We start from the raw sequence: 26,211 nt of genomic DNA, 5'->3' as shown, positions 1-26,211 counted from the left end.
CGGACGGGCCGTCGAACGGCGGCAGCGCGGCCATCCTGGGGTGGACATCCAAACCCTAAGGAGATCCTCTTGCGTGTTCGTCGTATGGTGACCAACGCCCTCGGTTCCGCCGCCCTCGTGCTCGCCTCCATGGGCGCGGTGACCACCACCGCGAGCCCGGCGGCCGCCGATCCGTGCGGATTCTTCGAGACGGGCTCCGACGCCTACTACAACCACTGCACCTCCGACGGCTCCCGCGTGATCATCAAGGTCGAAGTCGCGCTGGCGCCCGACTACGAGCGGTGCGTCGCGCCCGGCAAGACCTGGCTCGGCTCCGCGAGCAAGATCCAAGGCGCCCACTACGTCGGCCGCACCTGCTGACGAGCGGTCCTCCCCGGTCCGCGGCACGGACCGGGGAGGACCGCCTCATGCGGGACGCGGCCCGAGTTCCTTGCGCCACTTGGTGAACTGCTTGTCCGGATCCCCGGTGTACGACCACGGCGCGTGCGTGGCCCGCCGCCCCAGCATCCGCAGCAGTGAGGCGGCGATGTCCCGGAGGCCCGCGTAACAGGCGGCATGCGTCAGGTAATTGACGTCGCGCAGCTCGCCCGGCGCCACCACGCTCTCCGCCCGGCCCGTGATCCATCGCTGCCAGGTGCGCCGTACGTCGTTGACGGCCCCGTCGTGACTCCAGTGCTGGCCGAGCCCCACGGACGCATGCCGGCCCCGCGCACCCTCCAGCGTGCACCGGTACTCCTCGACCCGTGCGTACTGCACCAGCACCGGCAGCGCGCAGCCGGGCGGCGCCACGCCCGCCGCGTCGCGGGCGAAGTCGTACATGAGGCCGTGCGTGCCGTGCCAGCGCGACGAGTAGTAGTGCAGTATCTGGAGGTGGCCCTCCACGTGGTACGGGTCCCGCGCGTGCAACTCGTCCCACCAGCGTGCCAGTTCCTCCCGGCGCACCCCGGCCGGGTACAGGCGTGCCACGGAGATCAGCGAGGCCCAAGGCGTCGGGTCCGCCGGATATGCCTCGGCGGCCTGCAGACAGGCCGTCACCGCGGCGTCGAGTCGGTGTCGGTCGATCGGCACGCCCCGGCCCGCGGCGATGGCCAGGTTGAACGCCCGGGCCGTCTCCGTCGCCGCGTGCAGCACCAGCGCGTCGGCCCTGCGCGGCTCGGCGGCCAGCCACGACTCCACCGTCGAACTGCCCGCGCAGCTCTGCGCGAGCAGCCTGACCCGGTGGCCGCGGGAGAGCCAGTCCGGGCCGGTGGCGTCCAGCAGCCCGCGCAGGCCCTGCCAGCGGCCGATGACGATGTCCTGGCGGGCCGAGGTGAGGGCCGCATCCCCCCAGTCGGAGTCGAAGTCGGCAGCGAAACGGTCGCGCGCCATCGGGACCTCCCTCAGAAGTCGGTGGAGAGGCCCTCGTGGACACGCGAGTCCCAGGCCGCGCCGCCGCCCGGGAAGTACTCCGTCTCGACGGTGCGGGCGGCGTCCAGCTTGGCGGGCCGGTAGTAGTCGCTGCCCTGCCTCCAGTACCAGAGCATCGGGATCAGCCCGACGGCCAGGCCGCCGATGCCGATCGCGACCGCAGCGGTGCTCAGCTCGCTCAGCGACTCGACGAACACCCAGAACATGAACAGCGCGCCGAGCAGCGGCCACAGACCGCCGAAGACGAAGTTGGCCACCGACTTCAGCAGCATCCTGCGGTAGGCGACGACCACCGCGAGCCCGGCCAGCCCGTAGTAGACGGCGATCTGCAGACCGATCGCCGAGATGGCGTCGGAGAGGATGTCACCGACCGTGCCCAGAGCGTTGGAGGCGACGAGCATCACCAGGGCCACCGTGCCGACGACCACGATCGCGACCCAGGGCGTGTTCCACCGGGGGTGGATCCGGCCCAGCGCGGACGGCATCGTACGGTCGCGGCCCATCGCGAACAGCGAGCGCGTGACCTGGAGCAGCGTGGTCTCCAGCGTGGCGATGGTGGACAGCATCACCGCGACGATCAGCAGCCTGCCGCCCCAGCCGGGCCAGACCTCCTCGCCGAGCACGGCCAGCACGTTGGCGTCGTTCTCCTCGATCTGCCGCGCGGAGAGGATCACGTTCACCGCGATGGTGAACACCTCGAAGAGCAGGAACACGATGCCGACCCCGATCACGCCCGCGAGGCCCGTCGTACGGCGGCTGTTGCGGGTCTCCTCGCTGAGGTTGCTGGTCACGTCCCAGCCCCAGTAGTAGAACGCGGCGATCAGCGCGCCCGACGCGAAGCCCGTCATACCGTCGAAGTGACCGAGACCGAGCCAGGACCAGTCGAACGCCCGGGCGGTGCCGGAGTGGAAGAAGGCGAGGACCGCGAACAGCGCCAGGATCGCCAACTCCACGCCGGACATGGCCAGTTGAGCACGGACGGTGAGACGCGCCCCGCCCAGCACGACGAGCAGCATGACCAGGAACCAGGCCGCGCCGACCACCGTGGACAGCGCGGTGTTGTCCGCGAGCCCGTCGTCGAAGAGGGCGAGCGTCATCGATCCGGCGGGCAGCGAACCGGCCACCATGAAGATGGTCGCCGAGATGACCAGCGCCCAGCCGCTGATGAAGCCCAGGAACGGGTGGAGGGTCCGCCCCACCCACGAGTAGCTGGCGCCCGCGTTCACGTCGATCCGGCTGAGATAGCCGAACGCCAGCGCGATGCCCAGCATGGGGATCGCGCAGTACAGCAGGGCCGCGGGACTGGCCAGGCCCACCGTGCCGACCAGGACCGCGGTGGTCGCGGCCAGCGAGTACGCCGGGGCGCTGCCCGCGACGGCCATCACGACGGTGTCGAACGTACCGAGGGCATTGGCTTGCAGCCCTCTGCCCCTGCTGATGCTCATCGTTGCGCTGCTTTCCGTCTGCGGGGGAGTGGCGGTCCGCCGCGAACCGGAGAGGGATGGCCTCGGATCAGGGCGTCAGAAAGAGGGGGGACGGATACCGTTCTGCCTCCGCGTCGACAGCCGGTCACGCCGTGTGTGCGTGTGATGATAGCCGTATTCATTGAGCTTTCAAGCTCGACCGAGAGGTAACCTCCCCAGCTCGCGGAAGGTCCAACTCCGGTTCCCGCCAGGGGCTTGCCGCGCCGCGCGACTGCGGCCCCTCCGTGCGGCGCGATCCCCGAGGTTAGACACGGCGCAAACGGAAACGCGTTCAGGACACCGGAGTGAGACGAGTCGACGCGGCGCGCGAGGGAGGCGACCATGGGCACCGAACGGACGGACTCCGAACCGATGGCGGACGACGCCTACCAGCCCACCGGAAGCAACGAGGAGCAGGAGGACGCGGCGCCGCTCGACCTGCAGGACGCCCTCGACGAGCGGACCTACGACGAGACGCTCGCCGAGGGCTACTCCCCGCCGGAGAAGCCGCTCGGCGTCACCAAGCACGGCACCACGGCCGCCGAACAGCACGACGGCGAGAGCCTCGACCAGCGCCTCGCGCAGGAAGCGCCCGAGGTGGCCGAGCCGCCCGGTGACGAGATCGGCGACACCCCCGAGGGCGAAGGCGAACCGGTCGATCCGGAGGCGGGCACCGAGCGTGCCGGGCGCCTCGTCGCCCCCGACGAGGGCGCCCACACCGACACCACCAAGGAGGAGGTCGCCTCCGACGTGGGCATCGACGCGGGGGCCGCCGGTGCGGAGGAGGCCGCCGTGCACGTGGTCGAGGACGACACGGCGCTTCCGGACGACGAGGGGGCCTGACAGGGGTGGTTCTCAGTCCCCGATCCGGTCGATCAGGCGGAGCTTGTTGGTGGCGTCCAGGGCGGCGACCTTGTAGGACTCCGCGAGGGTCGGATAGTTGAAGACCGCGTCGACCAGGTAGTCGACCGTGCCGCCGCAGCCCATCACGGACTGACCGATGTGGATGAGTTCGGTGGCGCCGGAGCCGAAGCAGTGCACCCCGAGCAGGGTGCGGTCCTCGGGCGAGACCAGCAGCTTGAGCATGCCGTGCGAGTCGCCCATGATCTGGCCCCGGGCCAGTTCGCGGTAGCGGGAGATGCCGACCTCGAACGGCACCCGGTCCTCGGTCAGCTGGTCCTCGGTGCGGCCCACGAAGCTGATCTCGGGGATGGTGTAGATGCCGATCGGCTGGAGGTTGTGCATCCGGCCGACGGGCTCCCCGCAGGCGTGGTATGCCGCCGCACGGCCCTGTTCCATCGAGGTCGCCGCCAGTGCCGGGAATCCGATGACGTCGCCGACGGCGTAGATGTGCGGCACCTCGGTGCGGTAGTGCTCGTCCACCGTGATCCGGCCGCGCGGGTCCGCCGAGAGGTCGGCCTTGCCGAGGTCGAGGTCGTCGGTCAGGCCCTGCCGGCCCGCCGAGTACATCACGGCGTCGGCGGGGATCTTCTTGCCGCTCTCCAGGATGGTGAGGGTCCCCCGGGGGTGCCGCTCCACCGCGGCCACCGTCTCGCCGAAGCGGAAGGTGACGGCCAGGTCCCGCAGGTGGTACTTGAGCGACTCGATCACCTCGACATCGCACATGTCGAGCATCCCGGAGCGCTTCTCGACCACGGTGATCTTGCTGCCGAGCGCGGCGAACATCGACGCGTACTCCATGCCGATCACGCCGGCACCGACGATGACCATGGAGCGCGGCACCCGTTCCAGGGCGAGGACGTTGTCCGAGTCCATGATCGTCCGCCCGTCGAACTCCACGCTGTCGGGCCTGGCGGGGCGTGTGCCGGTGGCGATCACGACATGCTCGGCACTGAGCAGCCGTTCGTGGCCGGAGGCCTCGCGCAGGGCGACGGTGTGGGCGTCGACGAAGCGGGCGGTCCCGGAGTGCAGGGCGATGTGGTTGCGCGACAGCTGGCTGCGGATGACGTCCACCTCGCGGCTGACCACGTGCTGGGTGCGGGCGGTCAGGTCGGCGACGGTGATGTCCTCCTTCACGCGGTAGCTCTGTCCGTACAGGTCGCGCTGGGTCAGACCGGTGAGGTACAGCACCGCCTCACGCAGGGTCTTGGAGGGGATCGTTCCGGTGTGGATGGAGACCCCGCCGACCATGTCGGGGCGGTCGACGACGGCGACCCGGCGGCCCAGCTTGGCCGCGGCGATGGCGGCCTTCTGGCCGCCCGGGCCGGATCCGATGACAAGCATGTCGAAGTCGGGCACGCTCCGGAGTCTGACAGCCCCGGGGCACTCTTCGAAAGGGCGAACGGGTAACTTCCGGGCGCGGGCGGCCGCCGTACGGGAGAGAGCCGAGGCGTGGGTGAACTCCCGGCGGGCGCGCGGCAATTGTGATCGGCGCGGCGCGCTGACGGCAGGAGGGCAGCGCGCACAGCCCGGCCCGTGACGCGGTGCCACGGGCAGGGCGAGACGGCGACGGCCCCGGAGTCCGGCCGGTCGAGACCCCGGGACCAGGTCCCGCGACTTCTTGGCGCCGCCGGCTACGGCAGCAGCTTGTCGAGAGCGGCCGGTCCCTCCGCCTCCAGCTTCCGCCTGGCCCATTCGAGAGTGCGCGGGGTGAGGTCCTTGCCTGAGGCAAGCACTACGTCCTCCGGCGACACCTCGGTGCCGGTGCGGGTGTGGAGCAGGGCGTCCGGGGTGGCACGGTCCTCGGACGGCCCGGATACGTCGGGCTGTGACGTCGGCATGGTCTGCTCCTAGGATCCGGATCATTCCTCGGTCCCGGTTTTTCACCGGTCCCGATATCACCATTCAACGTGCGGGCGCACCGTGCATCCCGGGAGACCGGAAACGGCACCCCACGGACCGGGTGCCCGGTCCGTGGGGTCCCATGGGGGGAGCGGACGACGGCGCTGTTACGACGGCCCCCGGCACCCCACGCCGGACCGTCCCGCCCCGCTGCGGCCCTAGGTGTATTGCCCTGAGAGGTTAGGGACGCGGCTGGCGGGTGGTTGGCCCTTGAGCGCGGTGTGTCCGCGGTGGTGATTGTAGGTGTGCAGCCAGCTGGGGAAGGCGTCGCGTCGTTCCTGCTCTGATCGGTAGGGGCGGGCGTAGGCCCATTCGTCGAGCAGGGTGCGGTTGAAGCGTTCGACCTTGCCGTTCGTCTGCGGCCGGTAGGCGCGGGTTCGCTTGTGCGTGATCCCGGCTGCTGCCAGGGCGTCTCGCCACAGGTGGGATTTGTAGCAGGAGCCGTTGTCGGTCAGGACGCGTTCGACGGTGATCCCGCAGGTGGCGAAGTACGCCTGGGCGCGACTCCAGAAGCCGACAGCGGTCTCCTTCTTCTCGTCTGCGTGGATCTCGCTGTAGGCCAGGCGGGAGTGGTCGTCGACGGCGTTGTGGAGGTAGCTGTAGCCGGCGCCGGACCGGGTCTTGCGGCCCGCCTGGCGTCCGAGGGTCTTGTGGCCGCCGCCGTCGGGGATGTTGCCGAGCTTCTTGATGTCGACGTGGACCAGTTCGCCGGGCTTGGCACGTTCGTAGCGACGGATGACGCGCCCAGTGGCCCGGTCGAGGTGGGTCAGGCGGGCCAGGCCGTAGCGGGTCAGCACCCGGTGCACGGTGGACGGCACCAGGCGGAGCAGGCCTGCGATCCGTGCTGGCCCCCACCTGCGCAGTACGCGGACTTTGATGATCCTGCGCTCGGTACGGGTCGGGGTCCGTCGCGGGCTGGTGCGGGGGCGGCTGGAGTGGTCGGCCATGCCAGGCTCGCCGAGCCGGCGGTAGCGGTCGGCCCATCGCTGTGCGGTGGTTGGCGAGACTTGGAATCGCTCAGCGGCCCGGCGCAGGGTCCAGCCGTCCTCGACCACGCAGCGGGCCAGGCGCAGGCGTCCGGTCTCGGTCAGGGGTGCATTACGGTGGGGCACGAGGGCCTTTCTGTCGTCCGGCGTAGATGTCGCAATCCACACCGAGCCAGAAGGCCCTCACCCATTTCAAGACCACACGTCAGTGATCGCTGTCACCAACCTCCGTGGACAGAACACCTAGGGCCTGTTGCGAAAGTCCCGCCTGCCCCGCGACGCCATGCACGCACTCTCGCCGCACCGGGCGCAGACCCACGTACAACCAGTACGAGGGCCTGCGCCCGGCACGCCGAGAGCACGCACCTGACGCCGCGCGGCCCGCCCTCCGGGCGGACGACGGGACTTTCGCAACAGGCCCTAGAACGGCGTGAGCGTCAGCCGTATCCCCGTGGGCGCCGTGTCCTGGATGTACGAGGCGAAGTCGGCCACGTCGTCGAAGGCGAAGCCGTACGCCTTGCCGTCCTCGGTGGCCGCGTGCATCGCCTTGGCGTAGTGGTTGGTGAGCGCGGTCCGGTAGAAGGAGGCGGCGTCGGTCGTCGGCTGGGCGGGCGCGCTCAGCAGCGTGGAGCGGTTGAACCCGGCGCCGAGCACGGCGGCGACCGGGCCGGTCGTGCCGTCGTTGGGGGCGGCGAGGCTGCCGTCGCAGAAGAGCACGTCCCGGGTCGACGGCTTGGTGAAGGAGACCGGCGCGGGCCCGTCGAAGGTGAGCCGCTCACCGCGCACCCGGCCGGTGAAGGTGCCCGCGTTCGTGGTCACGGTGAGATCCCTGCCGGTGTACGTGCTCCACACCTCGTCGATGTACGGCGCGAAGTAGTCCTTGGGGAACAGGCCGGCGTCCAGCCCGTGACCGGGGGCGATGACACGGGTGTCGTCCACGACGAGCGGTGCGAACACCTCGGTCCGCCGTACGGCGGCGAAGGCGTCCGCACGACCCGAGGGGCGCAGCGTGCCCGTCGTCTGGTCCTTCGCCCCGGTCAGCCGGATGCTGAGCGGCACGCTGAACATGTCGACCATGGTGGTGTTGCAGAACATTCCGGAGGAGTTGTACGTGAACTCGGCGCAGTCGTGCAGCACCGCGTGGTTGGGGTCCGAGGCCACCCAGCCGGCCGGGTACTGCAGCGCGGGGTTGCCGTTGCCGTCCGTGACGACCTTGAGCTTGAGCTTGTGGCCCAGCGCCACATAGATCCGGCCGGACATGTACGGCAGGGACAGCGGGGTCTCACCGCTGCCGGCCAGGCCGATCGCGTAGTCGGTGTAGCCGTCGGCGCCGTTGTCGGAGAGGGCGATCGGCGCGAGGGTGCCGTCGGGGGTGACCCGCACCTGGCGGCCGTCCTGGTTGCCCACGATGTAGACGTGGACGCTTGCGTTGTCGAAGGAGCCGCTGTCGTTGACGATCGTCAGCGGCAGCAGAGCTGCCGCCTCGGCGGGGGTGCCGGTGCCGGCTAGGGCGCGGGGGGCGAGGGCGGCGACGGCGGGCGCCGCCACGGCGGCGCCGCCCAGGGTGAAGAGGAGCTTGCGACGACCGAGACGGTGCTGATGACGAGGTGCCATGTGGGGGGTCTCCTTGAACACTTGAAGGAGTACGTCGTCGGCGTGCGGGCGCACGGAGGGAGCTTGAGAGCGCTCTCACGCGGTAGTTGGGGCCCGATGGTACGTACGGGCGTCCTCTCCGTATACAGAGCGGCGAGCGTTTAATCCCGCCTTGAGGTCCGCTTGAGCGGTGTACTGTGAGGCGTCACGCCCCGAGACCGACGGAAGGAGGCGAGTGCCGTGCAGTTCACACCGTTCAAGCGCTCCCTTTCTGTCGCCCCGGCGTGCTTCGCCTGACCGGGAGCGCTCCACACAGCACGCATCCCGGAGGAAACACCCATGACCGATCTGGTCATTCGCGCGCTCGACGAGCGCGACGCACCTCTCTTCGACTCCCTGCCGGATCCGCTCGGCGCCCGTGAAGGGCACCGGCGCACCCGCCACCGCGCAGACTGGAAGCGGGTGGCGCTGCGTGACGGCAGGGTCGTGGCGCGCGGCGCCTGGTGGGGCGGCCCCGACGACACCGAGCCCCTCAACATCAACTGGTTCGACGTGGCCGAAGGAGAGGAGGAAGCAGGGGCGGAACTCCTGCGCACCGCTCCCTGGCAGGTCGAACTCGAACTGAACCTGCCCGGAGGCTGGCGCGAGGACCCGGACCTGCGCGCCGCCGCCGAGACCCGCTTCACCTCCGCACGCGCGGCCGGATACGAACTCCTGGTGGAACGCTTCATGTACCGGTGGACGCCGGTGTGCGGCCTGCCCGAGCGGCCCGGCCGCCTGGCGTTCCGGCCCGAACCGGACGACGCGGTGTTCTTCGACGCGCTGCGCCGCATTCACTCCGCCACGCTGGACGCCCATTCCCTGCTGGCGATCGAGGAAGGCGGCCTCGACAAGGCCGCTCAGGAGGAGCTCGACTTCTTCCACTGGTGCCCCTCGCCACGGGAGTGGTGGCAGGTCGCCCACACTCCGCAGGGGGATCCGGTGGGCATCCACATCCCGGCGCACAATCCGACGGGGCCGTGCGTCGGCTTTATCGGGGTCCTGCCGGAACAGCGCGGACACGGCTACGCCTACGACCTCTTGGCGGAGTGCACCCACTTCCTCGTCGAGCAGGGCGCGCAGTTCATCGCCGCCGCGACGGACCAGGGCAACTTCCCCATGGCCGCGAACTTCACCAAGGCCGGCTACCCCGTTGTAAGTGAACGCCTCAACTTCCACGCGACCCGCATCGGCTGAGGTGATCCCCACGGACTGAAGTCGCCCACCCCGGCACTGACAGACGGTCAGGTCCCTCTGTCAGTGCCGGGTGGCATGCTGATCGTCGGTGTGATCGACAGCGGGCGACGGAGGCACGGGTGGGGTTCGACGGCGAGGTCTGGCAGGTGCGCAGCGGCGACGGGGAGGTGGGGGAGATCCTGATCGACGACGCCGACTTCCCCTGGCTGTCGGGCCGGTTCACGGCCGGCCCGGCGTTCGCCGCCGTAGAGGAACTGTTCGCCCGCGAGCTCGCCCTGGCCGAACGGGACGACGAGGAACGCTGGGCGCGGTGGGAAGCGGCCTACGACGAGATCCGCAGACGTGTGTCGCTGTCCTCGCCGGACGGTCCCGTCCCCGAGTTCCTGCTGCACATCGCCGGCGACCGGGCGTGGTTCCGGTGGAGCGACGAGCCGTTCGCCGACGACCCGTCCGGCCGGTGAGCGACGCTACCGTATGGCCCGTGGCGATGATCAGCCGCCGTTCAGTACGTCCTCGGCCGCCGCGAGTATCTCGGTGACCCGCAGGCCGAACGCGGCGTCGCACGGGTGGGGAAGGCCGGTGCGGGCGGAGGCGAGCAGGGCGTCCGCGGCGCGGGTGACCGCGGGCAGGAGGCCCTCCGGGCTGTCCGGGAGCAGCGTCACCCCCGCTTCGCCCCGCAGCTCGAGCTCGGCTCCCTCGGCCGCGGGCGGGGCCGTGAGGCTCAGGGTCAGGGTGCTCGACGCGCCGCCGGCGTGGTCGAGGACCAGATGCACCGTGTCGGCGGGACCGGACGCTGCCGCCGACACACGCCGGACGTCGCCGAGTACCGGCAGGAGGACGGACAGGGCGTGCGGACCGACGTCCCACAGGGCGCCCTTCTCGCGCCGCCACGGCGAGTCCGCGAACGGACTGTCACTGGTGAACACCGAACCCAGCCACTGCGCCCGGCCCGTGAACCAGCCGCCCGTGTCCGCCTGTTCGGCGATCCACGCCTCGGTCTCGGTCCCGAAGCGGGCGGTGAAGAAGACGACCGAGGCGACGCCGGCCTCCTGGACGGCCTCGACCACGGCCCGCCCCTGCTCGACGGTCGCGGCGAGGGGCTTGTCCAGCAGCAGGTGGCATCCCGCCCGCGCGGCACGCACCGCGAGCTCGGCCTGGACGGCCGGGGGCAGCGCGACGGCCACGGCGGCCACGTCGGCGAGCAGCGCGTCGACGTCGTCATAGGCGCGGGTGCCGTGGAGGCCGGCCACCTCCTTGGCCGCGTCCGGGCGGCGGCCCCATACCCCGACGAAGTCCAGTTCGTCGTGCCCGCTCAGCGCGGGGGCATGAGCCATCCGCGCCCAGGGGCCGGTGCCGAGCAGTCCGATGCGCATACCGCCGCCTCTCCACGCCGTGGAACCTGGTGACGACCGGTGCCGGGTGGCCGACGGTCAAGGGCGAGCGTCGCACATCGACAGGGCGGATGGGCAAGCACCGTCGGGTTCGGCAACCCGCCTGCCTTCCGCCGCCGGCATTCAGCAGCCTGGCTGCTGAATGCGTTCTCATTCTTCTATTGGACCTTCGGGGCGGCGGGCGAGGAAGCTGGTGTGCGCCCCCTGCCGCCGCGAACCCCGTCGGCTGTGTGGGGCGCCATCGGTTCTGCGCGACAGCCGAAAGAGGTCACGAGCCCATGCACACTCGCCGCATCGGTGACATCGAGGTCAACGCGATCGGGCTCGGTGCCATGCCCATGTCCATCGAAGGGCGACCGGACGAGGCGCGCTCCCTCGCCACGGTCCACGCCGCCCTCGATGCCGGCCTGACACTGATCGACACCGCGGACGCTTACCACATGGGCGCCGACGAGGTCGGCCACAACGAGACCCTCATCGCCAAGGCACTTTCCTCCCACGACCGGGGCCAGGACGTCCTGGTCGCCACCAAGGGCGGCCATCTGCGCCCCGGAGACGGCAGCTGGACGCTGGACGGGAGCCCCGGGCACCTCAAGTCGGCCTGCGAGGAGTCTCTGCGGCGGCTCGGCGTGGAGGCCATCGGGCTCTACCAGTTCCACCGCCCCGACCCGAGGGTGCCGTACGCGGAGTCCGTCGGCGCGGTCCGGGACCTCCTCGACGAGGGGAAGATCCGGATGGCGGGGATCTCCAACGCCGATCCGGAGCAGATCAGGCAGGCGAACGAGATCCTCGGTGGTCGGCTGGTCTCCGTGCAGAACCAGTTCTCCCCGGCCTTCCGCTCCAGCGAGCCCGAACTGCGCCTGTGCGACGAACTCGGCATCGCCTTCCTGCCCTGGAGCCCGCTCGGCGGTATCTCCCGCGCCGGCGAACTGGGCTCGGCCCACGCCCCGTTCGCCCGGATCGCCGCGGCCCACGGGGTCAGCCCGCAGCGGGTGTGCCTGGCCTGGATGCTCGCCAAGTCACCGGTGGTCGTACCGATCCCGGGCTCGAGCCGCCCCGAGACGATCCGCGACTCGGCCGCCGCCGCGGACCTCGTCCTCAACCCGGACGAACTCGCCGAGTTGGACGCTGCCTGACACGCGTGGCAAAGGCGGCTGTAAACCCTGACTCTCTACCAGAGGGCCTACGCCCTGGCCACGTGCGACGTGTTCAGCCCGGACGGCAGCGGTGGTCACTTCCGCTGGTGCGTCGCACTTCTGAATCGCGGCGCATCCTGACCGAGTGGCTTCGACCTCGCTCTTCCTTCGTGGACGGATCGCGCGTGGACTGGCACCGGCAATCGTGGTGTCCCTAGGATGGACTCCCTGTCCTGCCAGGCCAGTTGGCGCGGGCACGAAGCTGGGGGAATGATGCACACGGGTAAGCAGCTGTCCACCTCGATCGACGCCACCGTACCCACGGCCGCGCGCATGTACGACCACTACCTGGGCGGCAAGGACAACTACGCGGCCGACCGGGCGGCGTGCGAGGAACTCGACAAGGTCGTTCCCAGCACACGCCGCCTGGCCATCAACAACAGGCGGTTCCTGCAGCGGGTCGTCAAGGTGCTCGCCGCGGACTACGGCATCCGGCAGTTCCTCGACCACGGTTCCGGCCTGCCCACCCAGGACAACGTCCACCAGGTCGCTCAGCGCATCGACCCGACCTCGCACGTGATCTACGTCGACAACGACCCGATGGTGCTGGTCCACGGCCGCGCCCTGCTCGAGCAGGACCATCGCACGGCCGTCATCCACGCGGACATGCGGGAGACCGACGCGATCTTCTCGCACCCGGACACCCAGCGCCTGATCGACTTCAGCCGGCCCGTCGCGGTGCTCTTCAACTCGGTGATGCACTGCATCCCCGACAGCGAGACGGACGGCCCTCCCGCCGTGGTCGGCCGCGTGGCCGAACGGCTGGCGCCCGGCAGCTTCATGGTGATGTGCCAGCTGGTCAGCGAGGACCCCGAGGTCCGCGACTTCGTCACCAGCTTCATGGACCAGGCCACCCAGGGCCACTGGGGCCGGGTCCGGCAGGAGAAGGACGTCGCCGAGTGGTTCGAGGGCCTGGAGATCCTCGAACCGGGCCTCGTGGAGGTCTCCACCTGGCGACCCGACTCCGAGGTGGCCCCCCGTCAGCTCACCCGTGAGTGGATCGAGTTCGGCGGCGTCGCCCGCCTCCCGTAGCACATGAGAGACGCGGAACGCCCCCCCACGGGACTCCTGTGGGGGGCGTTTTGGGGTGCCGGGGAGCCGTTCTCCGTTCAGGCGCCGTAACGCTGCTTCATCGTCGTGCGCAGCAGGTCCAGGGAAGCCCGGGGTTCGAGCGCCTCGTCGGCCAGCCGGTCCAGGGCGAGGCGGTACTCCTCCGTCTCGTCACGGTCCTCGAGGAAGTTGGCGCTCTTGATGTGCTCGAGGTAGACCACGTCGGGCAGGTCCAAGCCGCCGAAACGGAGATAGGTGATCGGGAAGGACGGCGCCGAGGCATGCGTGGCGTCCAGCGGCACGATCTGTACGGTCACGTTCGGGCGTTCGGCCATCGTGACCAGGTGCTTCAGCTGGTCACGCATCACCTCGCGGCTGCCCAGGACCCGCAGCAGCACCGACTCGTCCATGACCGCCCACAGCTGCGGCGCGTCCGCGCGCAGCAACAACTCAGCGCGCCGTGTGCGCAGTTCGACCCGGCGGCGGACCTCGCTCGCGGCCGCGGCGGGCAGACCGCGTTCCACCACCGCCCGGGTGTAGTCGGGGGTCTGCAACAGGCCGGGCACGTACTGGATCTCGAATGTACGGATCGCGGCGGCCGCCTCCTGGAGGCCGACCAGCCGGTCGAACCACTCGGGCATCAACCGCTTGTCGTAGCGCTGCCACCAGCCCGGCTCACCGGCACGCCGCAGCAGTTGGAGCAGCACCGACGCCTCGTAGTCATCGGTGCCGTACAGCTCCAGCAGCGCGCGGACGTCGCTCTCCGACGGCGGACGGCGGCCCTTGCCCGACTCGATGCGGGACAGCTTCGCCGCACTGAACCCGAGGGCGCGGGCCGCCTGGTCCTGGGCGAACCCGGCGTCCTCGCGGAAACCCGCCAGCTGCACACCGACCAGCAGCTTCAGCAGGGTCGGAGCCGGCTCCGGGCGGTCCAGATACGGCTGCAGACGGGAGATGCGATGCGACTCGGCGGACATCCTGACTCCCAGTAAAGCGGCATAGAGGCGACCCACATTATCGCACCCCGCCGTGCCTCACCGCATCCACCCGTGTACGCAAGGGAGTCGGCCTCCCGATCACAGCAGGTGGTCGAACTCGCCGTCCTTCGCACCGGCGAGGAACGCCGCGACCTCGGCCGGCGTGTAGACGAGCGCCGGGCCGTCGGGGTCGCGGGAGTTGCGCAGCGCGATGCTCCCGCCGACCAGAGCTGCCACTTCGACACAGTTGCCCTCGGCGTTGCTGTGCCGGCTCTTGATCCAGCAGGCGTCCAACGAACTCGCCCGCACTCCGTTCTGCACTGGTGGCACCGCAGTCTCCTTGCTGTTCACGTTCCCCGCCGGGCACCGTGCCCGGCCTCCGGGAAGGGACGGACCGCGTTTCCGCGGCCCCTCCCGCCCCACTCGTCTTTCGTGCAATTTCTCGTGCAATTGCACGCGGACGCTGTCAGCGTGGATAATAGCTGCGGCGTCAACCCTCGTGATGACGCTCCCCCTTGACGTCGCATCAGGGAGATGCCGTGTCATCACCTGCGAACCACGTACTCCGGCAGCCCGGCGAGGCGCTGCCCGGGGCAGGTGGAGCGGCCGTGACCGGCGGACTCCCGCCGCGGCCGCGATCGGTGGACCCGAGTGAGCAACCGCCCCTGAGATCCGTGGACCCGAGCGACACCGCGGACCGTGCCACACTGCGCATCAGGTGCAGCGGGGAAGGCTTCGCCGAGGCCCGGTCCTTCATCCGGGACACGTTGCACGGCTGGTCGCTCGACCGTCACAGCGACGACGCCGCCCTCGTGATCACCGAACTCGCGGCCAATGCCGTGGTTCACGCCATGCCCCGGCTCCCGGCGAGCGAGACGGAGGTGTGGCTCGGCCTGCTGCTCGATCCCGCCCACGTGATGCTCACCGTCTCCGACTCGGGCGACAACCCGCCCGGGTACCCGGCCACCGACGGCTCCGACCTGCGGGAGCACGGCCGTGGCCTGTGCATCGTCGACGCCTTGGCCGAGGAGTGGGGCTGGGCCCTCACGCCCCCGGCCGGCAAGACCATCTGGGCCAGGTTGTCGACCTGCCCTCCCCGCTGACATGACCGCCGCGGAAAGGCCCCACGCCATGCGCACCGCTCCCGAGCACCAGCCGAGCACCGAGCGCACCGACCACCTCGTGTCGCCCACCGGGGCGGCCAGGACCACGCCCCTGACGGGCCTGGACCGGGTGCCGTGGCGCGAGATCCAGGACTCCACCGGCTGTGCGGCGGCCATCCCGCTGCTCCTCGACCGCGTCGCCCGGGGCGACGCCGACACCGCCCGGACCGCACTGGGTGAACTGCGGGGCCGTATCTGCCAGTACGGCTTCGTGGTCGAGCAAGCCACCGCCGCCACCGTCCCCTTCCTCTGGGAACTCGTCCAGCGGCCCCACGTCACCTGCCGCGCGGAGATCATCCAGCTGCTCAAGAGCATCGCCGACGCCCGGCAGTGGGAGAGCACGGCCGCCGTCTATCCCAAGCTGCTCAACCACCGCGAGAACCACGTGGTGTGGGAGCGCGCCGCGCGGCAGGCCGTCCACGAACGGCGCGGCGCCCTGCGGCGGCTGATGACCGAGGAGGACACCGAGATCGCCCGCGCCACGACGGAACTCGCCCGCACGCTGGGCGTGTGACACCTCCCACCAGAACGACGCAGGTCGCCTGACGGCGCACGGGGAGCGCAGGACGGGAAGTAACGGTTTTGCGCCAAATGCGCCCCGGACAGCGGCTCGGGCGCATGGTCCGGCACGGATCGGGCATACGCAGCGAAAACTCGAGAGAGGGGCGCTACGTGCTCGTTCCGGACCCCAAGGTCGTCAGAAAGCTGCTGACTCGGTACGCATCGCTGCGGATCGCTCAGGCGGAGAGGGAGAGGAAGGCGACGGCACGTGAACTGGCGGACGTCAGTTACACGCTGTGCGTGATGATGGGTACGAGCGACATTTACGACGCGGTCGCCAAGGCCGACGCCCTGCTGATGGAGGCCGCGCGCCCGGGTGCCTGCGCGACGGACCCTGACGAGGAGAACAGGCTGCGGCTGGCCGTGTGACGCCGCGTCGTTCCGGCCGTACGCCGTTCAGGGGCGTGCGGCCGGGACGACTTCGTTCCTGCCCTGGAAGGCGGCACGGTAGTTCTGCGGAGTGGTGCCGACCACCCGGCGGAACCGTTCGCGGAACGCGGTGGGTGAACCGAACCCCGCCTGTCCCGCGATCCGTTCCACCGGGTGGTCGCTGTTCTCCAGCAGGTACTGGGCCCGCCGTACGCGCGCCCGCAGCAGCCACTGCAACGGCGTGGTGCCCGTCTGCTCACGGAAACGACGGCTGAAGGTGCGCTCGCTCATCCCCGAGCGGGCCGCCATCGCCCCCAGGGTGACGTCGTGGGCGAGGTTGTCCTCGATCCACTCCAGAAGTGGTTCGAGACTTGAACCGCGCGGCAGGGGCGGGTGCTCGTGCACGATGAACTGCGCCTGCCCGCCCTCCCGTTCCAGCGGCATGACGGACATCCGGGCGGCGTGCGCGGCGACGGCCGACCCCAGGTCCCTCCGGATCATGTGCAGGCACATGTCCAAGGCCGCGGCGGCTCCGGCCGAGGTGAGGATCTGCCCGTTGTCGACGTACAGCACGTCCGGCTGCACCTCGACACGCGGATAGCGCCGCGCCAGCACATCGGCGGCCACCCAGTGGGTGGTGGCCCGCAAGCCGTCCAGCAGTCCGGCCTCCGCCAGCACGAACGCCCCCACGCACACGGACGCGATCCTGGTGCCGGCCTCGGCGGCCCGCCGCAGCGCCGCCACGACGTCGGCGGAGGGCGGACCGGCCTCCTCGGAGCAGCCCGGCACGATGATCGTGTCGGCGTCCGCCAGCGCCTCGAGTCCCCGCTCCACCCGCAGGGCGAAACCGTCCCCGTCCGCGCGCACCTCCGGCGACTCGGCGCACAGCCGCACCCGGTAGGGGCGGCGGCCGTCGGGCAGCCGTGTCCAGTCGAACACCGTCATGGGCGCGGCCATGTCGAACGGCACCACTTGATCGAGGACCAGGATCGCCACCGTATGCATGAACACCACGATAGGCAGGTTCTCGCCATGCGGCATGAGCCCTGTACAGCCCATCGGCCGCAGAGGCCGCAGAGGGAAGGCCTGATGGACGGGTTGGCGAGAATCCGTTGAAACCTGTCGTTTCGGCCCCTGTGTGGTCACTCGCGGGATTCCTAGGGTGGGCCGGACACCGCTGATCGCAGCACAGGGAGACACCCCACCCGATGACCAAGTTCCTGCTGACCCTGCACGTCCTGGCCGCCATCGTCGCCGTCGGCCCCGTCACCGTCGCGGCCAGCATGTTCCCGCCGGCCGCGCGTCGCGCCCTCGCGGTCCCGGACGGGGTCGGCACCGTGCGGCTGCTGCACCGTATCTGCCGGGTCTACTCCGGCATCGGCCTCGCCGTACCCCTCCTCGGATTCGCCACCGCGCTGGCGATGGGCGTCCTGGGCAGTGGCTGGCTCGTCACGTCCATCGCCCTGACCGCCGCGGCCGCCGGGATCCTGGTCGCCTTCGTGCTGCCCCGACAGGACGAACTCCTCGGCCGACTGACCGCGCACCAGCCTGTGGAGCGCGGCAGCACCGTCCAACTCGCCATGTTCACGGGCCTGTTCAACCTGCTGTGGGCGACGGTCACCGTCCTCATGATCGTCCGGCCCGGCTCCACGACGGGGGCCTGACCGCGGAGCGCACACGCGCCCTGTGTCAAGCCCACCACTCGAATGCACATGTCGGTGTGCGGGGGCGCCTAGACTCGGCAGCCGTGCCCATGTGCATGGGCTGTGACACGAAAGGCGTGTTGACGGGTGTTCCAGGATTCCCCCATCTACGACCGACTCGTCGCCGAGCATGGCGACGTCCCCACTCAGACACGCAGGGAGGCCGAGCGTGTGAGCAGGGAACTGGAGTACGTCATGCGACCGCTGCAGTCCCACGCTCCCGGCCTCCCCGCCGACCGCCCGGCCTCCCCGGGCGCGGGCTGGCAGCGGGCGGCCCTGCCCGGCCCGCGGCCGCACTGACAACGGGCTCAGCGGACCGCCGTGTTCGCGCCGTTGGCGTGGGCCTGCGGCGGTGGGCCCGGCCGGGCCAGCCACTCGGCGATGGCGCGGGCGATCGGCTGGCCCGTCTCCACCTCGATGAATCCGAACTGCCCCGACTGGTTGCACTCCAGGAACCACCAGGTGCCGTCCGGGTCCTCGGCGAAGTCGAAGGCGCCGTAGGCCAGTTCGGCGGCCCGCAGATACGCCCGGACGGCTGTGGCGACCCGCGGCGGAACGTCGGTGGGACGCCAGGACGAGCCGTCCGTGGCGAAGCGGACGTCCACTTCGTCGGGATCCGCGTCGTCGGGGCCGGCCTTGCGGGCGGCCAGCAGCCGCTCGCCCACAGCCGTGAGGCGGATGTCGGCCCGCTTGGCGACGCGCCGTTGGAGCAGGGTGGGGCCGTAGGCGACGGCGGCGAAGTCGGTGTCCGGGGCGACCCGGCTGGTCGGCACCGCCCGGGGCGGATCCTGCGGATGGGCGCCGGAGACCGGTTTGACCACCAGGTCCGGATAGCGTTCCGCGAACTCCCGTGCCGCCTGCGGGAACGTCGTGATGAGGGTGGCCGGCACGGGCAGGCCGCAGCGCTGGGCCAGTCGCAGCTGCCAGGGCTTGTGGCGGGCCCGGCGGGCCGCGTCGGGGTGATTCATCCAGCGCGCGTCACAGCCGCGGAGCATGCCGTAGAGGGCCTGGGAGGCCTCCTCGGTCAGCCAGGCGGACGGCGCGGCCGCCCGCGCGGCCGGCGTTCCCGGCCTGCGCACCCAGACGGACCGCAGTCCGCCGATGCTCACCAGGCGGCCGGCGGCCGACAGATGGCCCCGGAACGTCCCGTGCACGTACTCCCCGGACAGCGCGACACCGCCGGTCAGATCGGCGGGGTCGAGCCGGACCACTGGAACCCCCGTCGCGTTGAGGTGCACGACCACCATGTCGGCGGTCACGTCCTCTTCGCAGGTAAGAATCAACACGGTCATGGTCGGGTGCCCGTGTTCAGTCGTCGAAGTGTGTCTTGGAGCCCGCGGTGGAGGTCGTGGTCCCCAACTCCCTCATCAGGCCGTGGTCGCAGGCGGCTATCCGCCCGTCGAACAACACGTTCAACTGCAGTCCGGAGTCGTAGAAATACGGAGTGGTGGCCTCCAACTCCGCTGCCGGACGTGCGTAGTTGAGCGCGAACGGTTGCATCGTCTCTCCCTCGCCGGTGGTGCTGCGATCAAACGACGGTCACCCTGCGGCCTCGTTCGGTCCGCCGACTTCCTCGGGCTTCCAGAGAGTTATACGAATCGAACGGATGAATGGTTGCCTCACGGTACGTAGTCATGGTCGGAGCGGTGCTCCGCGCCCGCCGGGGAGCCGCGCAGAGAGCGCAGCGCGAGGAGCAGGACACCGATGTCGTCCAGGTACACCGGATCCGGCAACACGTCGGTGGGCAGCACGAAGTACAGCAGGGCGCCCCAGAAGACCCAGCGCGGCCCGGTCGGCAGACCCGCACGCCGCAGGCTGCGCCGGGCCCGGACCAGCCGGACCAGCAGCAGGACGGCGACGGCCAGTGCGAGTGCCGCGAGAAGCGCGACGACGACGATGACTGCTGTGGTCGAATCCACGGCGGCCTCCTCAAGCCGATGCGCCGCGATGCGTGCGCTGCTTGTCGGATTCCCGTATTTGGCGCCGGCATAGCCTGCTGGAGCGTCCGGGTACTTCCGAACGCCTGTCAGAACGTCGGTGGCGGCCCGCTCGTGCGGGGCTCGGCGGGGGCAGGCACTCATTCCTGTGGATCACCCGAGTGGCGCGCCGGGGCGGGGACGCCTAGTAATGGTCATCAACGTCGCGTTTCGCGCGTCGGGGGCGCCAGGACCGGCCGCACTCTTCCCCTGGAGCAGAGCATGACCACCGGCTCTTCATCAGCCCAATCGAACGAAGCCGCCATATCCCGGACCGAATCGGCCCCTACTGGATCGGCCCCTACCGAATCGGCCGGTACCAACGAACCGGTCGACGCCGCGTACGGCGATCCGACCGGCGAACTGGTACGCGCCGCCGTGGCGGACCGGCCGCTCGTGGACATCGCTCACCTCATCACGCTGTTGGAGCAGTCACCCGAGTACGCCGAGGCCACGATGGCCGCACTCCGCGCGGCCGGCGTGGGCCGGACCGTCGAGGACGTCACCCGGCTGGTGGCCCTGTTGACGCGGCCGCCGCGCGACGCCGCCAGCGCGGACGAGGCGATCCGCGCGGCGGCCGAGTGCCGCCCCGTGGCGGAGGTGACCCGACTGCTGGAGTTGCTGCACCGCAGACCGCTGGAACCGCACTGCGGTGAGGCGGCGGTGCGGGCGGCTGCCGCCGGCCGGTCGGTGGAGGAGCTGGTGGACCTGATAGGGCGGCTCGCGCAGGAACGGCAGGCCCGTGCTGACCAGCCGGAGCCGGAGTCGGCACCGCCGGCGGAGGGGGCCGAGGAACGGCCCGAGGCGGACGGTGACCCGCTGCCTGTCCGCGAGGCCCGCCGGATCGCCCGTACCGCACAACCTCGGCGGTACCGGGTGGCGGACCGGGCGCCGAGCCCCGCGTACGGGCCGGCCTGGCTCGTCGTCCTGGCGCTCGCCGTGTGCGGAGCGCTCAGTTTCCCGCTGCACCGCAACGGTGAGTCCGTCCGGGTCTACGGATTCGCCCTCGCGGTGTCGGCCGGGTGCGTCCTTCTGGCGCTGGTGCTGACCATACGGCCGGCTGCCCCGATGCTCGTCGCGGCCGTGGTCCTGCCGGCTGCGGTGGCCGCGGCGCAGCTGCTGGAGGAGAAGGTGCGTTCCGCCGGGCTGTCCCGGGCGCTGGACCTGATGCTGGCTCCTGCCTCGCTCGTCGGCCCGGTCGCCGTGTGCGCGTCTTTGACGGCGTTGACGGCCCTGATCGCGCGTCTGGCGTGGCAGCGGCCGACGGACGCGCCGGCCCGGCCGATGGCCGAGGCCAACCGCACGGCGGACTGGTCCGGCGACCGCAACGGCTCGGATGTACCGCGAACAACCGCGTTGAGCTCCCGTCCGGACGTCCTCAGGGCCTGTCCGGCGGATCATGCCGCAGACGCGGGGTGATTTGGCGCCGCCGATTTCCTGCGACCTGATCCGCCGACAGGCCCTAGGCTGCCGCCATGACCGCGGACCCAGGAAAGCAGACGAAGCCGGTGCGGGTGCTGCGCGCCGCCTACTAGGCCTTCGCGGCCGTTGTCCGGCCCCTCGGGGACGAGGAGTCCTGGCTGCCCACGGGCTGCGCGGGCTGGGCGGTAGGCGATCTGGTGTTCCACTGCCTCGCGGACGCCCAACGCGCGCTGGTCGCCCTGCACACGCCCGCCTCCGAGCCGCCCGACCGTGATGCCGTCACCTACTGGCAGGACTGGGCGCCGAACCCGGTCGGCGCGGCCGGCGGACGGCGCTGGACCCGGGTGAGCGCCGGCATGTTTCTCGACTTCCGGCAGCTGCGGGAGCTGTACCTGGAGACCGCGGCGGCCACCGTGACAGCCGCCGAGGCGGCCCGGCCGGACCGGCGCGTCTCCACCCAGGGCCATGTCCTGACCGCCGGCGACCTGATGCTCACCCTCGCCGTCGAAGCCTCCATCCACCACCTCGACCTCGTCAGGGAGCTGCCCGGTGCCCCGGGGCCCGCTCCGGGTGCCCTGGCCGCCGTGCGCGCCACCCTGGACGGCCTCCTGGGCCGGCCCGTCCCGCTGGACTGGAGCGATGAGCACTACGCGCGCGCCGCAACCGGTCGCGCACCTCTCACCGACGCGGAACGCCTCGCCCTGGGCGCCGACGCCGACCGCTTTCCGCTCTTCTGCTGAACCGCGGCGCCGGCCCTAACGCTCGGACGTGTCCGGCCCGGCGTCGCCTTCCTCGCGCGTGCCGGGCGTGGGGCGCAGGGATTTGGCGGTGCCCCTGAACCGTTCCAGCGTCCGGGTCAGCTGCCGGAGCGGGGACGCGGGGTGCTCGGCGGGCGGCGGCGTCGCGGGGACGGAGGCCGCGTTCTCGCGGTACACGGCCAGCGCTTCGTGGGCCGCTTCGGCGGCCTCCCGGTACAGGTCCCGGGACTTGGTCATCGCGTCGAGCGCCTCGGCGTACATGGCCACGAGAGCGCGCTCCCGGGCGAGTTCCTCTTCGAGGGTCAGCAGTCGCCATTGCTCCCGCAGTGCGGTGACGGCGTCCTCGGCGCCGTCCGGGAACGGCCTCGGCGACGCCACGTACCGGGTCACGGCGTCGATCAGCGCGGAGGGCTCCGAGCCGTCGAGGAAGACCGTGCGGACGGAGAAATCGTCGCTGGTGTACTCGGGCCAGGCCGGATGCCCCGGCAGCACGATGGCACCGCCGCGCGGCACCTCCACGCCGGCGTCCCGCAGGGCCCAGTTCACGGCGCGCAGTTGCTGCGGTGCGGCGCGGTGCTCCACCACACGGTGGCGCAGGCCGGCGGGCAGCAGCCGGGCCAGCGGCAGCTGACCGCGTGCGTCCGGTGTCATCGCCTCGTGCACGACGATGTTGACGGCCCAGCTGCCGCGTACGGCGTCCCGCAGCACGCGCCGCATGGCCTTGTCGTCCGAGGGGAGCCGGTTGACGTCCCCCAAGCGCAGGCCGGTGGCGGCGTCGTGGTCCCAGTCGGCGTCCGGCTCCTCGGGCCAGAACATGGTCGCGGGGGAGGGCCACCCCTGGTCCCACGGACGTTCCGCCTCCGCCGCCAGCACCCACTCCTGCCCGCCGTCCGAGCCGGGCGCGAGCGTGAGCCGGGCGCGTACGGTCACTGTCCGGGCGACCCGCCAGCGGGCCTCGAAGACAAGCTCCCCGGGGTCTGCGAGGGCTCCGGGGTCACCGGAGTCGCCGGAGCCCTCCGAGCCCACCGAGTCCACCGGGTCCTCGGCTTCGGACGGATCGAGGAAGTCGTCGATGGCGCCGCTGTCCTTGAGCTGCCGCAGATGGCGCAGGAGGGCGTCCTGTGGGGCGGGTCCGACGTGGCGGCCACGGGCCAGCCACACCGTGGGGGGCACCGGGGGGCGGAGGCTGGGGGAGGTCGGCATGAGTCCATGTGGGGTGGGGGCGCGTGCGAGATCCAGTATCGCCGTCGGACCTCACCGACGATCACGCGGGGTCCCCACGACCCCCGTATGCGGGAGGCGACCGGCCTGGCTTGACGGCATCCGCACACGGGAGGCGCACTGCGCACTCGGGGCGCGAACGAGCCACTCCAGAAGGCACATCTTCACTCGTGTCCCCGCTGCGGCACCCCCACGACAATGACTCACCGAGCAGGGCCCGCCCACCATCCGCATTGGGGCGGGCCCTGTTCGCCCTCGGCGTGTCGCGTAGCGGGCCTGGACAATGACTCGGCCACGAGACATATATCGGCAGCCGATATATCATGGCGGCATGTCAATGAAGAACATGACCCAGGCGGCGTTCTTCGTCCTGACCGCCCTGGCCGACCAGCCGCGCCACGGGTACGGGATCCTGCGCGAGGTCGAGGAACTGTCCGACGGCACCGTGCGGTTGCGCGTCGGCACGCTGTACGGCGTGCTCGACCGGCTCACCGCCGACGGGCTGATCGTGCTGGACCGCGAGGAGGTGCAGCAGGGCCGGCTCCGGCGCTACTACCGCCTCACCGACGAAGGAATCCAGGCCCTGACGGCGGAGGCGGAGCGCATGGCGGCCGGAGCCAGCGCCGCGAAGGAGCGGATCGCCGAGGGCCGCCGCGCCCCCGGCCCGGCCGTCCTCCCGCCCTCCACCGGCCCCGGACTCGCAGGAGGCCTCGCATGACGACGCTGCTCGAGACGCGCTACCGCACGGTGCTGCGCCTGCTCCCCGCCTACTACCGCCGGGCGCGCGAGGAGGAGATGGTCGAGACCTATCTCTGGGACGTGGACCCGGAGACCCAGGACCAGAGCCGCCCCACCCTCGGCGAAGTGGCGAGCATCGCCGCCCTCGCGCTGCGCAGCCGGCTGGGAGCCGTCGGCGCGCCCCGCCCCTACGACCGGGTCGGATCCGCCGTCCGCCTGTTCGCGCTCTTCGCCGTCCTGTTGCAGGCGGCCTCGGCGGTCGTCGACCGGGTCCTGTCGCTGACCTGGGCGTCGACCAACGGTCCCGCGCAGTGGAACATCTTCGTGTCGGACTTCACCGCCCGCGGCCTGCCCACCACGGTCGTCACCGTCGCCGAATGGACCCTGCCCCTGCTGTGCACGGTCGGCTTCTTCGCCCTCCTGCACGACCGCCGGCGCCTCGCCCGCGCGTCCGTGCTGATCGCCGCGCTGCCCACGCTCTGGCCGTTCCTCGCTCCGCTGGTGACCACCTGGGGCCCGCCGGAGCCCGCGTACGCCACCGCTGCCGCGCTCCTCGCCTGGCTGCCGGCCCTCGCGCTCTGCGCGGCCTACCACCGGGACGCTCCGCCGGCGTCCCTGCCCTTCGGCTCGCCCGGAATCGTGTTCCTGGCCTGTTGTGTGGTGATGGGCGCCTCCGTCGTGCTGTTGCCCACCGTGGCCGACGCGGTCTGGGCCCCGGCCACGTGCTTCGCCGTCGGCGCGCTCGGCTGGCTGCTGTGGCGCACCCGCCGCAGGGACGAGAGCACCACCGGCGGTGGCGTGGCCCTGGCCGTCCTCGGCCTGCTGCTCCTCGCGATGCGCGTCGCCGCGCTGTACCCGTGGCTCGACGTCCCCCTGCCCGCCGTATTCCTCGGCGGCGCCCTCGGCCAGGCCGGCGTGCTGGCGCTGCTGGTCGCGGCACTCGCCGTGGTGGGCGGCCGCGACCTCGCCGCACGCTGACTCGTACGGCGGTCACCGAAGTGCGGCACGCGGCGAAATACGGCATGCGGCGAAGTGCGGCACGCGCCGAAGTACGGCAACCGTCGAAGTTTGACAGTCGTCGTACTTTTGGCTTGAGTGGGCCGCGGCGGCTCGTCCGCGCCGCCTTCACCGCACGGATGGGGGATGACTGATGGTCAGGACAGTGCGCTTCCACGAGCTCGGCGGGCCGGAGGTGCTGCGGCTGGAGGACGTGGAGACCGGCGATCCCGGTCCCGGCGAACTGCTGATCCGGGTGGACGCGATCGGCCTCAACCGTGCCGAGGCGCTGTTCCGCGGCGGCCAGTACATCGAGCCGGTCAAGGACTTCCCCGCCCGGCTCGGCGCCGAGGCGGCGGGCGTGGTCGAGGCCCTCGGTGCGCGGGAGACGGGATTCGAGGCCGGTCAGGCGGTCAGTGTCGTCCCGGCCTTCTCGATGAACGACTACGGCGTCTACGCCGAGCGCGCGATCGTCCCCGCCGCCGCGGTCCTGCCCCGGCCCCAGGGGCTCGACGCCGTGGCGGGTGCCGCGGTGTGGATGCCGTATCTGACGGCGTACGGAGCACTGGTCGAGGTCGGCGGGATGCGGGCCGGGGACTGCGTCGTGCTGACCGCCGCGTCCAGCGGCGTGGGACTCGCCGCGATACAGGTCGCCCGGCGTGTCGGAGCGGTGCCGATCGCCACCACGCGCACCGCTGCCAAGCGGGACGCGCTGCTGAAGGCCGGCGCGGCCGAGGTGATCGTCACCGACGACGAGGACGTGGTGGAGCGCGTGCTGGGCGCGACCGCCGGGCGGGGCGCGGAGTTCGTCTTCGACGCCGTCGCGGGCCCCGGAGTGCGGGATCTCGCCCAAGTGGTCGCTGCGGGCGGCACGCTGTTCCTGTACGGGGCGCTGAGCGGTGAGGCCACCCCCTATCCCGGCTTCGAACTCGGCATGCCCGCGCTGAACATGCGCACCTACACCGTCCACGAGACGACCAGGGATCCGCGGCGGCTGCGCCGGGCCGAGGCGTTCGTCGCCTCCGGTCTGAGCTCCGGTGCCTTCGCTCCCGTCGTGGACCGGGTGTTCGGCCTGGACGAGATCGTCGAGGCGCACCGCTATCTGGAGGCGGGTGCCCAGGTGGGGAAGATCGTGGTCGCTGTCGGCCACTGACGTGCAGTGACCACTGACGTGGAGGGGTGACAGTGGCACGGCGGGTCCGG

Annotated in this window: 29 protein-coding genes and 1 pseudogene; 16 read left to right on the top strand and 14 right to left on the bottom strand. The window is 71.2% G+C overall.

Going from position 1 to position 26,211, the window contains the following annotated elements; genetic code table 11:
* Positions 1-69: 69 nt before the first annotated feature.
* On the top strand, positions 70-360 hold the full coding sequence (locus Q4V64_RS02590) for a DUF6355 family natural product biosynthesis protein (RefSeq protein ID WP_124436948.1): 291 nt from the start codon (positions 70-72) through the stop codon (positions 358-360).
* 45 nt (positions 361-405) lie between these two features.
* On the opposite strand, the gene Q4V64_RS02585 is transcribed toward Q4V64_RS02590, so the two are convergent.
* Both Q4V64_RS02585 and Q4V64_RS02580 read right to left on the bottom strand, forming a co-directional pair.
* On the bottom strand, positions 406-1,368 hold the full coding sequence (locus Q4V64_RS02585; RefSeq protein WP_124436947.1) for a hypothetical protein: 963 nt from the start codon (positions 1,366-1,368) through the stop codon (positions 406-408).
* A gap of 11 nt (positions 1,369-1,379) precedes the next feature.
* Positions 1,380-2,852 carry an APC family permease gene (locus Q4V64_RS02580; protein WP_124436946.1) on the bottom strand — a complete coding sequence of 491 codons (1,473 nt, stop codon included), beginning with the start codon at positions 2,850-2,852 and terminating at the stop codon, positions 1,380-1,382.
* A 360-nt stretch (positions 2,853-3,212) separates the two neighbouring features.
* On the opposite strand from Q4V64_RS02580, the gene Q4V64_RS02575 reads away from it, so the two are divergent.
* On the top strand, positions 3,213-3,713 hold the full coding sequence (locus Q4V64_RS02575) for a DUF5709 domain-containing protein (protein WP_124436945.1): 501 nt from the start codon (positions 3,213-3,215) through the stop codon (positions 3,711-3,713).
* A gap of 12 nt (positions 3,714-3,725) precedes the next feature.
* Here Q4V64_RS02575 and sthA read toward each other — a convergent pair whose 3' ends face one another.
* From sthA to Q4V64_RS02555, 4 genes are all read right to left on the bottom strand, one after another.
* Entirely contained in the window at positions 3,726-5,129 is a 1,404-nt protein-coding gene (sthA, locus tag Q4V64_RS02570; protein WP_124436944.1) for a Si-specific NAD(P)(+) transhydrogenase, read from the bottom strand.
* A gap of 275 nt (positions 5,130-5,404) precedes the next feature.
* Positions 5,405-5,611 (bottom strand): hypothetical protein, encoded by a 207-nt coding sequence (locus Q4V64_RS02565; RefSeq protein ID WP_124436943.1) that lies wholly within the window; start codon positions 5,609-5,611, stop codon positions 5,405-5,407.
* 219 nt (positions 5,612-5,830) lie between these two features.
* Positions 5,831-6,784: an IS481 family transposase gene (locus Q4V64_RS02560; protein ID WP_303708863.1), complete on the bottom strand. Its 954-nt coding sequence runs from the start codon at positions 6,782-6,784 to the stop codon at positions 5,831-5,833.
* 294 nt (positions 6,785-7,078) lie between these two features.
* Positions 7,079-8,272 (bottom strand): glycoside hydrolase family 64 protein, encoded by a 1,194-nt coding sequence (locus tag Q4V64_RS02555; protein WP_124436938.1) that lies wholly within the window; start codon positions 8,270-8,272, stop codon positions 7,079-7,081.
* A gap of 318 nt (positions 8,273-8,590) precedes the next feature.
* On the opposite strand from Q4V64_RS02555, the gene Q4V64_RS02550 reads away from it, so the two are divergent.
* Positions 8,591-9,487, top strand: coding sequence for a GNAT family N-acetyltransferase (locus Q4V64_RS02550; RefSeq protein ID WP_124436937.1), 897 nt, complete (start codon positions 8,591-8,593; stop codon positions 9,485-9,487).
* 119 nt (positions 9,488-9,606) lie between these two features.
* Positions 9,607-9,948 carry a hypothetical protein gene (locus Q4V64_RS02545; RefSeq protein ID WP_124436936.1) on the top strand — a complete coding sequence of 114 codons (342 nt, stop codon included), beginning with the start codon at positions 9,607-9,609 and terminating at the stop codon, positions 9,946-9,948.
* Positions 9,949-9,978: 30 nt separating this feature from the next.
* On the opposite strand, the gene Q4V64_RS02540 is transcribed toward Q4V64_RS02545, so the two are convergent.
* A complete protein-coding gene (locus Q4V64_RS02540; protein WP_124436935.1) occupies positions 9,979-10,860 on the bottom strand; it encodes a Gfo/Idh/MocA family oxidoreductase in 882 nt (293 codons plus the stop codon).
* A gap of 296 nt (positions 10,861-11,156) precedes the next feature.
* Here Q4V64_RS02540 and Q4V64_RS02535 point away from each other — a divergent pair, with 296 nt between their 5' ends.
* Together Q4V64_RS02535 and Q4V64_RS02530 are read left to right on the top strand one after the other, a co-directional pair.
* The gene (locus Q4V64_RS02535) at positions 11,157-12,014 is read left to right on the top strand and encodes an aldo/keto reductase (protein ID WP_124436934.1); all 858 of its coding nucleotides are present in this window, start codon (positions 11,157-11,159) and stop codon (positions 12,012-12,014) included.
* Positions 12,015-12,287: 273 nt separating this feature from the next.
* Positions 12,288-13,106 (top strand): SAM-dependent methyltransferase, encoded by an 819-nt coding sequence (locus Q4V64_RS02530; RefSeq protein ID WP_124436942.1) that lies wholly within the window; start codon positions 12,288-12,290, stop codon positions 13,104-13,106.
* 77 nt (positions 13,107-13,183) lie between these two features.
* Here Q4V64_RS02530 and Q4V64_RS02525 read toward each other — a convergent pair whose 3' ends face one another.
* Both Q4V64_RS02525 and Q4V64_RS02520 read right to left on the bottom strand, forming a co-directional pair.
* Positions 13,184-14,101 (bottom strand): helix-turn-helix transcriptional regulator, encoded by a 918-nt coding sequence (locus Q4V64_RS02525; protein ID WP_124436933.1) that lies wholly within the window; start codon positions 14,099-14,101, stop codon positions 13,184-13,186.
* A 99-nt stretch (positions 14,102-14,200) separates the two neighbouring features.
* Positions 14,201-14,431, bottom strand: coding sequence for a DUF397 domain-containing protein (locus tag Q4V64_RS02520; protein WP_124436932.1), 231 nt, complete (start codon positions 14,429-14,431; stop codon positions 14,201-14,203).
* A gap of 185 nt (positions 14,432-14,616) precedes the next feature.
* Here Q4V64_RS02520 and Q4V64_RS02515 point away from each other — a divergent pair, with 185 nt between their 5' ends.
* The 3 genes from Q4V64_RS02515 (at position 14,617) to Q4V64_RS02505 (ending at position 16,194) form a co-directional block, all read left to right on the top strand.
* Entirely contained in the window at positions 14,617-15,204 is a 588-nt protein-coding gene (locus Q4V64_RS02515) for an ATP-binding protein (protein WP_172628957.1), read from the top strand.
* A gap of 28 nt (positions 15,205-15,232) precedes the next feature.
* Positions 15,233-15,778, top strand: coding sequence for a hypothetical protein (locus Q4V64_RS02510; protein WP_124436930.1), 546 nt, complete (start codon positions 15,233-15,235; stop codon positions 15,776-15,778).
* A gap of 158 nt (positions 15,779-15,936) precedes the next feature.
* Positions 15,937-16,194: a DUF5133 domain-containing protein gene (locus Q4V64_RS02505; protein ID WP_124436929.1), complete on the top strand. Its 258-nt coding sequence runs from the start codon at positions 15,937-15,939 to the stop codon at positions 16,192-16,194.
* Positions 16,195-16,221: 27 nt separating this feature from the next.
* Here the strand turns inward: Q4V64_RS02505 and Q4V64_RS02500 are convergent, their stop codons facing one another.
* A complete protein-coding gene (locus Q4V64_RS02500) occupies positions 16,222-17,199 on the bottom strand; it encodes a helix-turn-helix domain-containing protein (RefSeq protein ID WP_124436928.1) in 978 nt (325 codons plus the stop codon).
* A gap of 203 nt (positions 17,200-17,402) precedes the next feature.
* Between Q4V64_RS02500 and Q4V64_RS02495 the strand changes: the two genes are divergently transcribed.
* Together Q4V64_RS02495 and Q4V64_RS54705 are read left to right on the top strand one after the other, a co-directional pair.
* Positions 17,403-17,858 (top strand): hypothetical protein, encoded by a 456-nt coding sequence (locus Q4V64_RS02495; RefSeq protein ID WP_124436927.1) that lies wholly within the window; start codon positions 17,403-17,405, stop codon positions 17,856-17,858.
* Between the two features lie 126 nt (positions 17,859-17,984).
* Positions 17,985-18,197 (top strand): hypothetical protein, encoded by a 213-nt coding sequence (locus Q4V64_RS54705; RefSeq protein ID WP_124436926.1) that lies wholly within the window; start codon positions 17,985-17,987, stop codon positions 18,195-18,197.
* Positions 18,198-18,205: 8 nt separating this feature from the next.
* Here the strand turns inward: Q4V64_RS54705 and tgmB are convergent, their stop codons facing one another.
* The 3 genes from tgmB to Q4V64_RS02475 form a co-directional block, all read right to left on the bottom strand.
* Positions 18,206-19,189, bottom strand: coding sequence for an ATP-grasp ribosomal peptide maturase (gene tgmB / locus Q4V64_RS02485; RefSeq protein ID WP_124436925.1), 984 nt, complete (start codon positions 19,187-19,189; stop codon positions 18,206-18,208).
* Between the two features lie 16 nt (positions 19,190-19,205).
* Positions 19,206-19,397 carry a putative ATP-grasp-modified RiPP gene (tgmA, locus tag Q4V64_RS02480; protein WP_095755164.1) on the bottom strand — a complete coding sequence of 64 codons (192 nt, stop codon included), beginning with the start codon at positions 19,395-19,397 and terminating at the stop codon, positions 19,206-19,208.
* 119 nt (positions 19,398-19,516) lie between these two features.
* On the bottom strand, positions 19,517-19,816 hold the full coding sequence (locus Q4V64_RS02475; protein ID WP_172628956.1) for a YkvA family protein: 300 nt from the start codon (positions 19,814-19,816) through the stop codon (positions 19,517-19,519).
* 279 nt (positions 19,817-20,095) lie between these two features.
* Between Q4V64_RS02475 and Q4V64_RS02470 the strand changes: the two genes are divergently transcribed.
* A complete protein-coding gene (locus tag Q4V64_RS02470; protein WP_216377517.1) occupies positions 20,096-21,292 on the top strand; it encodes a hypothetical protein in 1,197 nt (398 codons plus the stop codon).
* A 128-nt stretch (positions 21,293-21,420) separates the two neighbouring features.
* Positions 21,421-22,035: pseudogene (locus Q4V64_RS02465) on the top strand (maleylpyruvate isomerase N-terminal domain-containing protein); the annotation flags it as partial.
* A gap of 15 nt (positions 22,036-22,050) precedes the next feature.
* Here Q4V64_RS02465 and Q4V64_RS02460 read toward each other — a convergent pair.
* On the bottom strand, positions 22,051-23,256 hold the full coding sequence (locus Q4V64_RS02460; protein WP_124436923.1) for a hypothetical protein: 1,206 nt from the start codon (positions 23,254-23,256) through the stop codon (positions 22,051-22,053).
* Between the two features lie 364 nt (positions 23,257-23,620).
* Here Q4V64_RS02460 and Q4V64_RS02455 point away from each other — a divergent pair, with 364 nt between their 5' ends.
* From Q4V64_RS02455 to Q4V64_RS02445, 3 genes are all read left to right on the top strand, one after another.
* A complete protein-coding gene (locus tag Q4V64_RS02455; protein WP_124436941.1) occupies positions 23,621-23,992 on the top strand; it encodes a PadR family transcriptional regulator in 372 nt (123 codons plus the stop codon).
* A complete protein-coding gene (locus tag Q4V64_RS02450; RefSeq protein ID WP_124436922.1) occupies positions 23,989-24,990 on the top strand; it encodes a hypothetical protein in 1,002 nt (333 codons plus the stop codon). The genes Q4V64_RS02455 and Q4V64_RS02450 overlap by 4 nt, the downstream gene beginning before the upstream one ends.
* Before the next feature lie 172 nt (positions 24,991-25,162).
* On the top strand, positions 25,163-26,161 hold the full coding sequence (locus Q4V64_RS02445; RefSeq protein ID WP_124436921.1) for a zinc-dependent alcohol dehydrogenase family protein: 999 nt from the start codon (positions 25,163-25,165) through the stop codon (positions 26,159-26,161).
* The last annotated feature ends 50 nt before the right edge of the window (positions 26,162-26,211 follow it).

Origin of the sequence: Streptomyces sp. NL15-2K (assembly GCF_030551255.1) — a bacterium.
Taxonomy (GTDB): domain Bacteria; phylum Actinomycetota; class Actinomycetes; order Streptomycetales; family Streptomycetaceae; genus Streptomyces.
This window is presented reverse-complemented; position numbering and strand designations above follow the sequence as displayed.

Excerpts from the sequence above, each read along its gene's own strand:
- Q4V64_RS02470 (WP_216377517.1), top strand. The coding sequence starts at position 20,096 with ATGACCACCGGCTCTTCATCAGCCCAATCGAACGAAGCCGCCATATCC.
- Q4V64_RS02565 (WP_124436943.1), bottom strand. The coding sequence starts at position 5,611 with ATGCCGACGTCACAGCCCGACGTATCCGGGCCGTCCGAGGACCGTGCC.
- Q4V64_RS02540 (WP_124436935.1), bottom strand. The coding sequence starts at position 10,860 with ATGCGCATCGGACTGCTCGGCACCGGCCCCTGGGCGCGGATGGCTCAT.
- Q4V64_RS02495 (WP_124436927.1), top strand. The coding sequence starts at position 17,403 with ATGACCAAGTTCCTGCTGACCCTGCACGTCCTGGCCGCCATCGTCGCC.
- Q4V64_RS02580 (WP_124436946.1), bottom strand. The coding sequence starts at position 2,852 with ATGAGCATCAGCAGGGGCAGAGGGCTGCAAGCCAATGCCCTCGGTACG.
- Q4V64_RS02510 (WP_124436930.1), top strand. The coding sequence starts at position 15,233 with ATGCGCACCGCTCCCGAGCACCAGCCGAGCACCGAGCGCACCGACCAC.
- Q4V64_RS02450 (WP_124436922.1), top strand. The coding sequence starts at position 23,989 with ATGACGACGCTGCTCGAGACGCGCTACCGCACGGTGCTGCGCCTGCTC.
- Q4V64_RS02535 (WP_124436934.1), top strand. The coding sequence starts at position 11,157 with ATGCACACTCGCCGCATCGGTGACATCGAGGTCAACGCGATCGGGCTC.
- Q4V64_RS02555 (WP_124436938.1), bottom strand. The coding sequence starts at position 8,272 with ATGGCACCTCGTCATCAGCACCGTCTCGGTCGTCGCAAGCTCCTCTTC.
- Q4V64_RS02460 (WP_124436923.1), bottom strand. The coding sequence starts at position 23,256 with ATGCCGACCTCCCCCAGCCTCCGCCCCCCGGTGCCCCCCACGGTGTGG.
- Q4V64_RS02445 (WP_124436921.1), top strand. The coding sequence starts at position 25,163 with ATGGTCAGGACAGTGCGCTTCCACGAGCTCGGCGGGCCGGAGGTGCTG.
- Q4V64_RS02500 (WP_124436928.1), bottom strand. The coding sequence starts at position 17,199 with ATGCATACGGTGGCGATCCTGGTCCTCGATCAAGTGGTGCCGTTCGAC.
- Q4V64_RS02585 (WP_124436947.1), bottom strand. The coding sequence starts at position 1,368 with ATGGCGCGCGACCGTTTCGCTGCCGACTTCGACTCCGACTGGGGGGAT.
- Q4V64_RS02575 (WP_124436945.1), top strand. The coding sequence starts at position 3,213 with ATGGGCACCGAACGGACGGACTCCGAACCGATGGCGGACGACGCCTAC.
- Q4V64_RS02530 (WP_124436942.1), top strand. The coding sequence starts at position 12,288 with ATGCACACGGGTAAGCAGCTGTCCACCTCGATCGACGCCACCGTACCC.
- Q4V64_RS02525 (WP_124436933.1), bottom strand. The coding sequence starts at position 14,101 with ATGTCCGCCGAGTCGCATCGCATCTCCCGTCTGCAGCCGTATCTGGAC.
- Q4V64_RS02550 (WP_124436937.1), top strand. The coding sequence starts at position 8,591 with ATGACCGATCTGGTCATTCGCGCGCTCGACGAGCGCGACGCACCTCTC.
- tgmB (WP_124436925.1), bottom strand. The coding sequence starts at position 19,189 with ATGACCGTGTTGATTCTTACCTGCGAAGAGGACGTGACCGCCGACATG.
- Q4V64_RS02455 (WP_124436941.1), top strand. The coding sequence starts at position 23,621 with ATGACCCAGGCGGCGTTCTTCGTCCTGACCGCCCTGGCCGACCAGCCG.
- tgmA (WP_095755164.1), bottom strand. The coding sequence starts at position 19,397 with ATGCAACCGTTCGCGCTCAACTACGCACGTCCGGCAGCGGAGTTGGAG.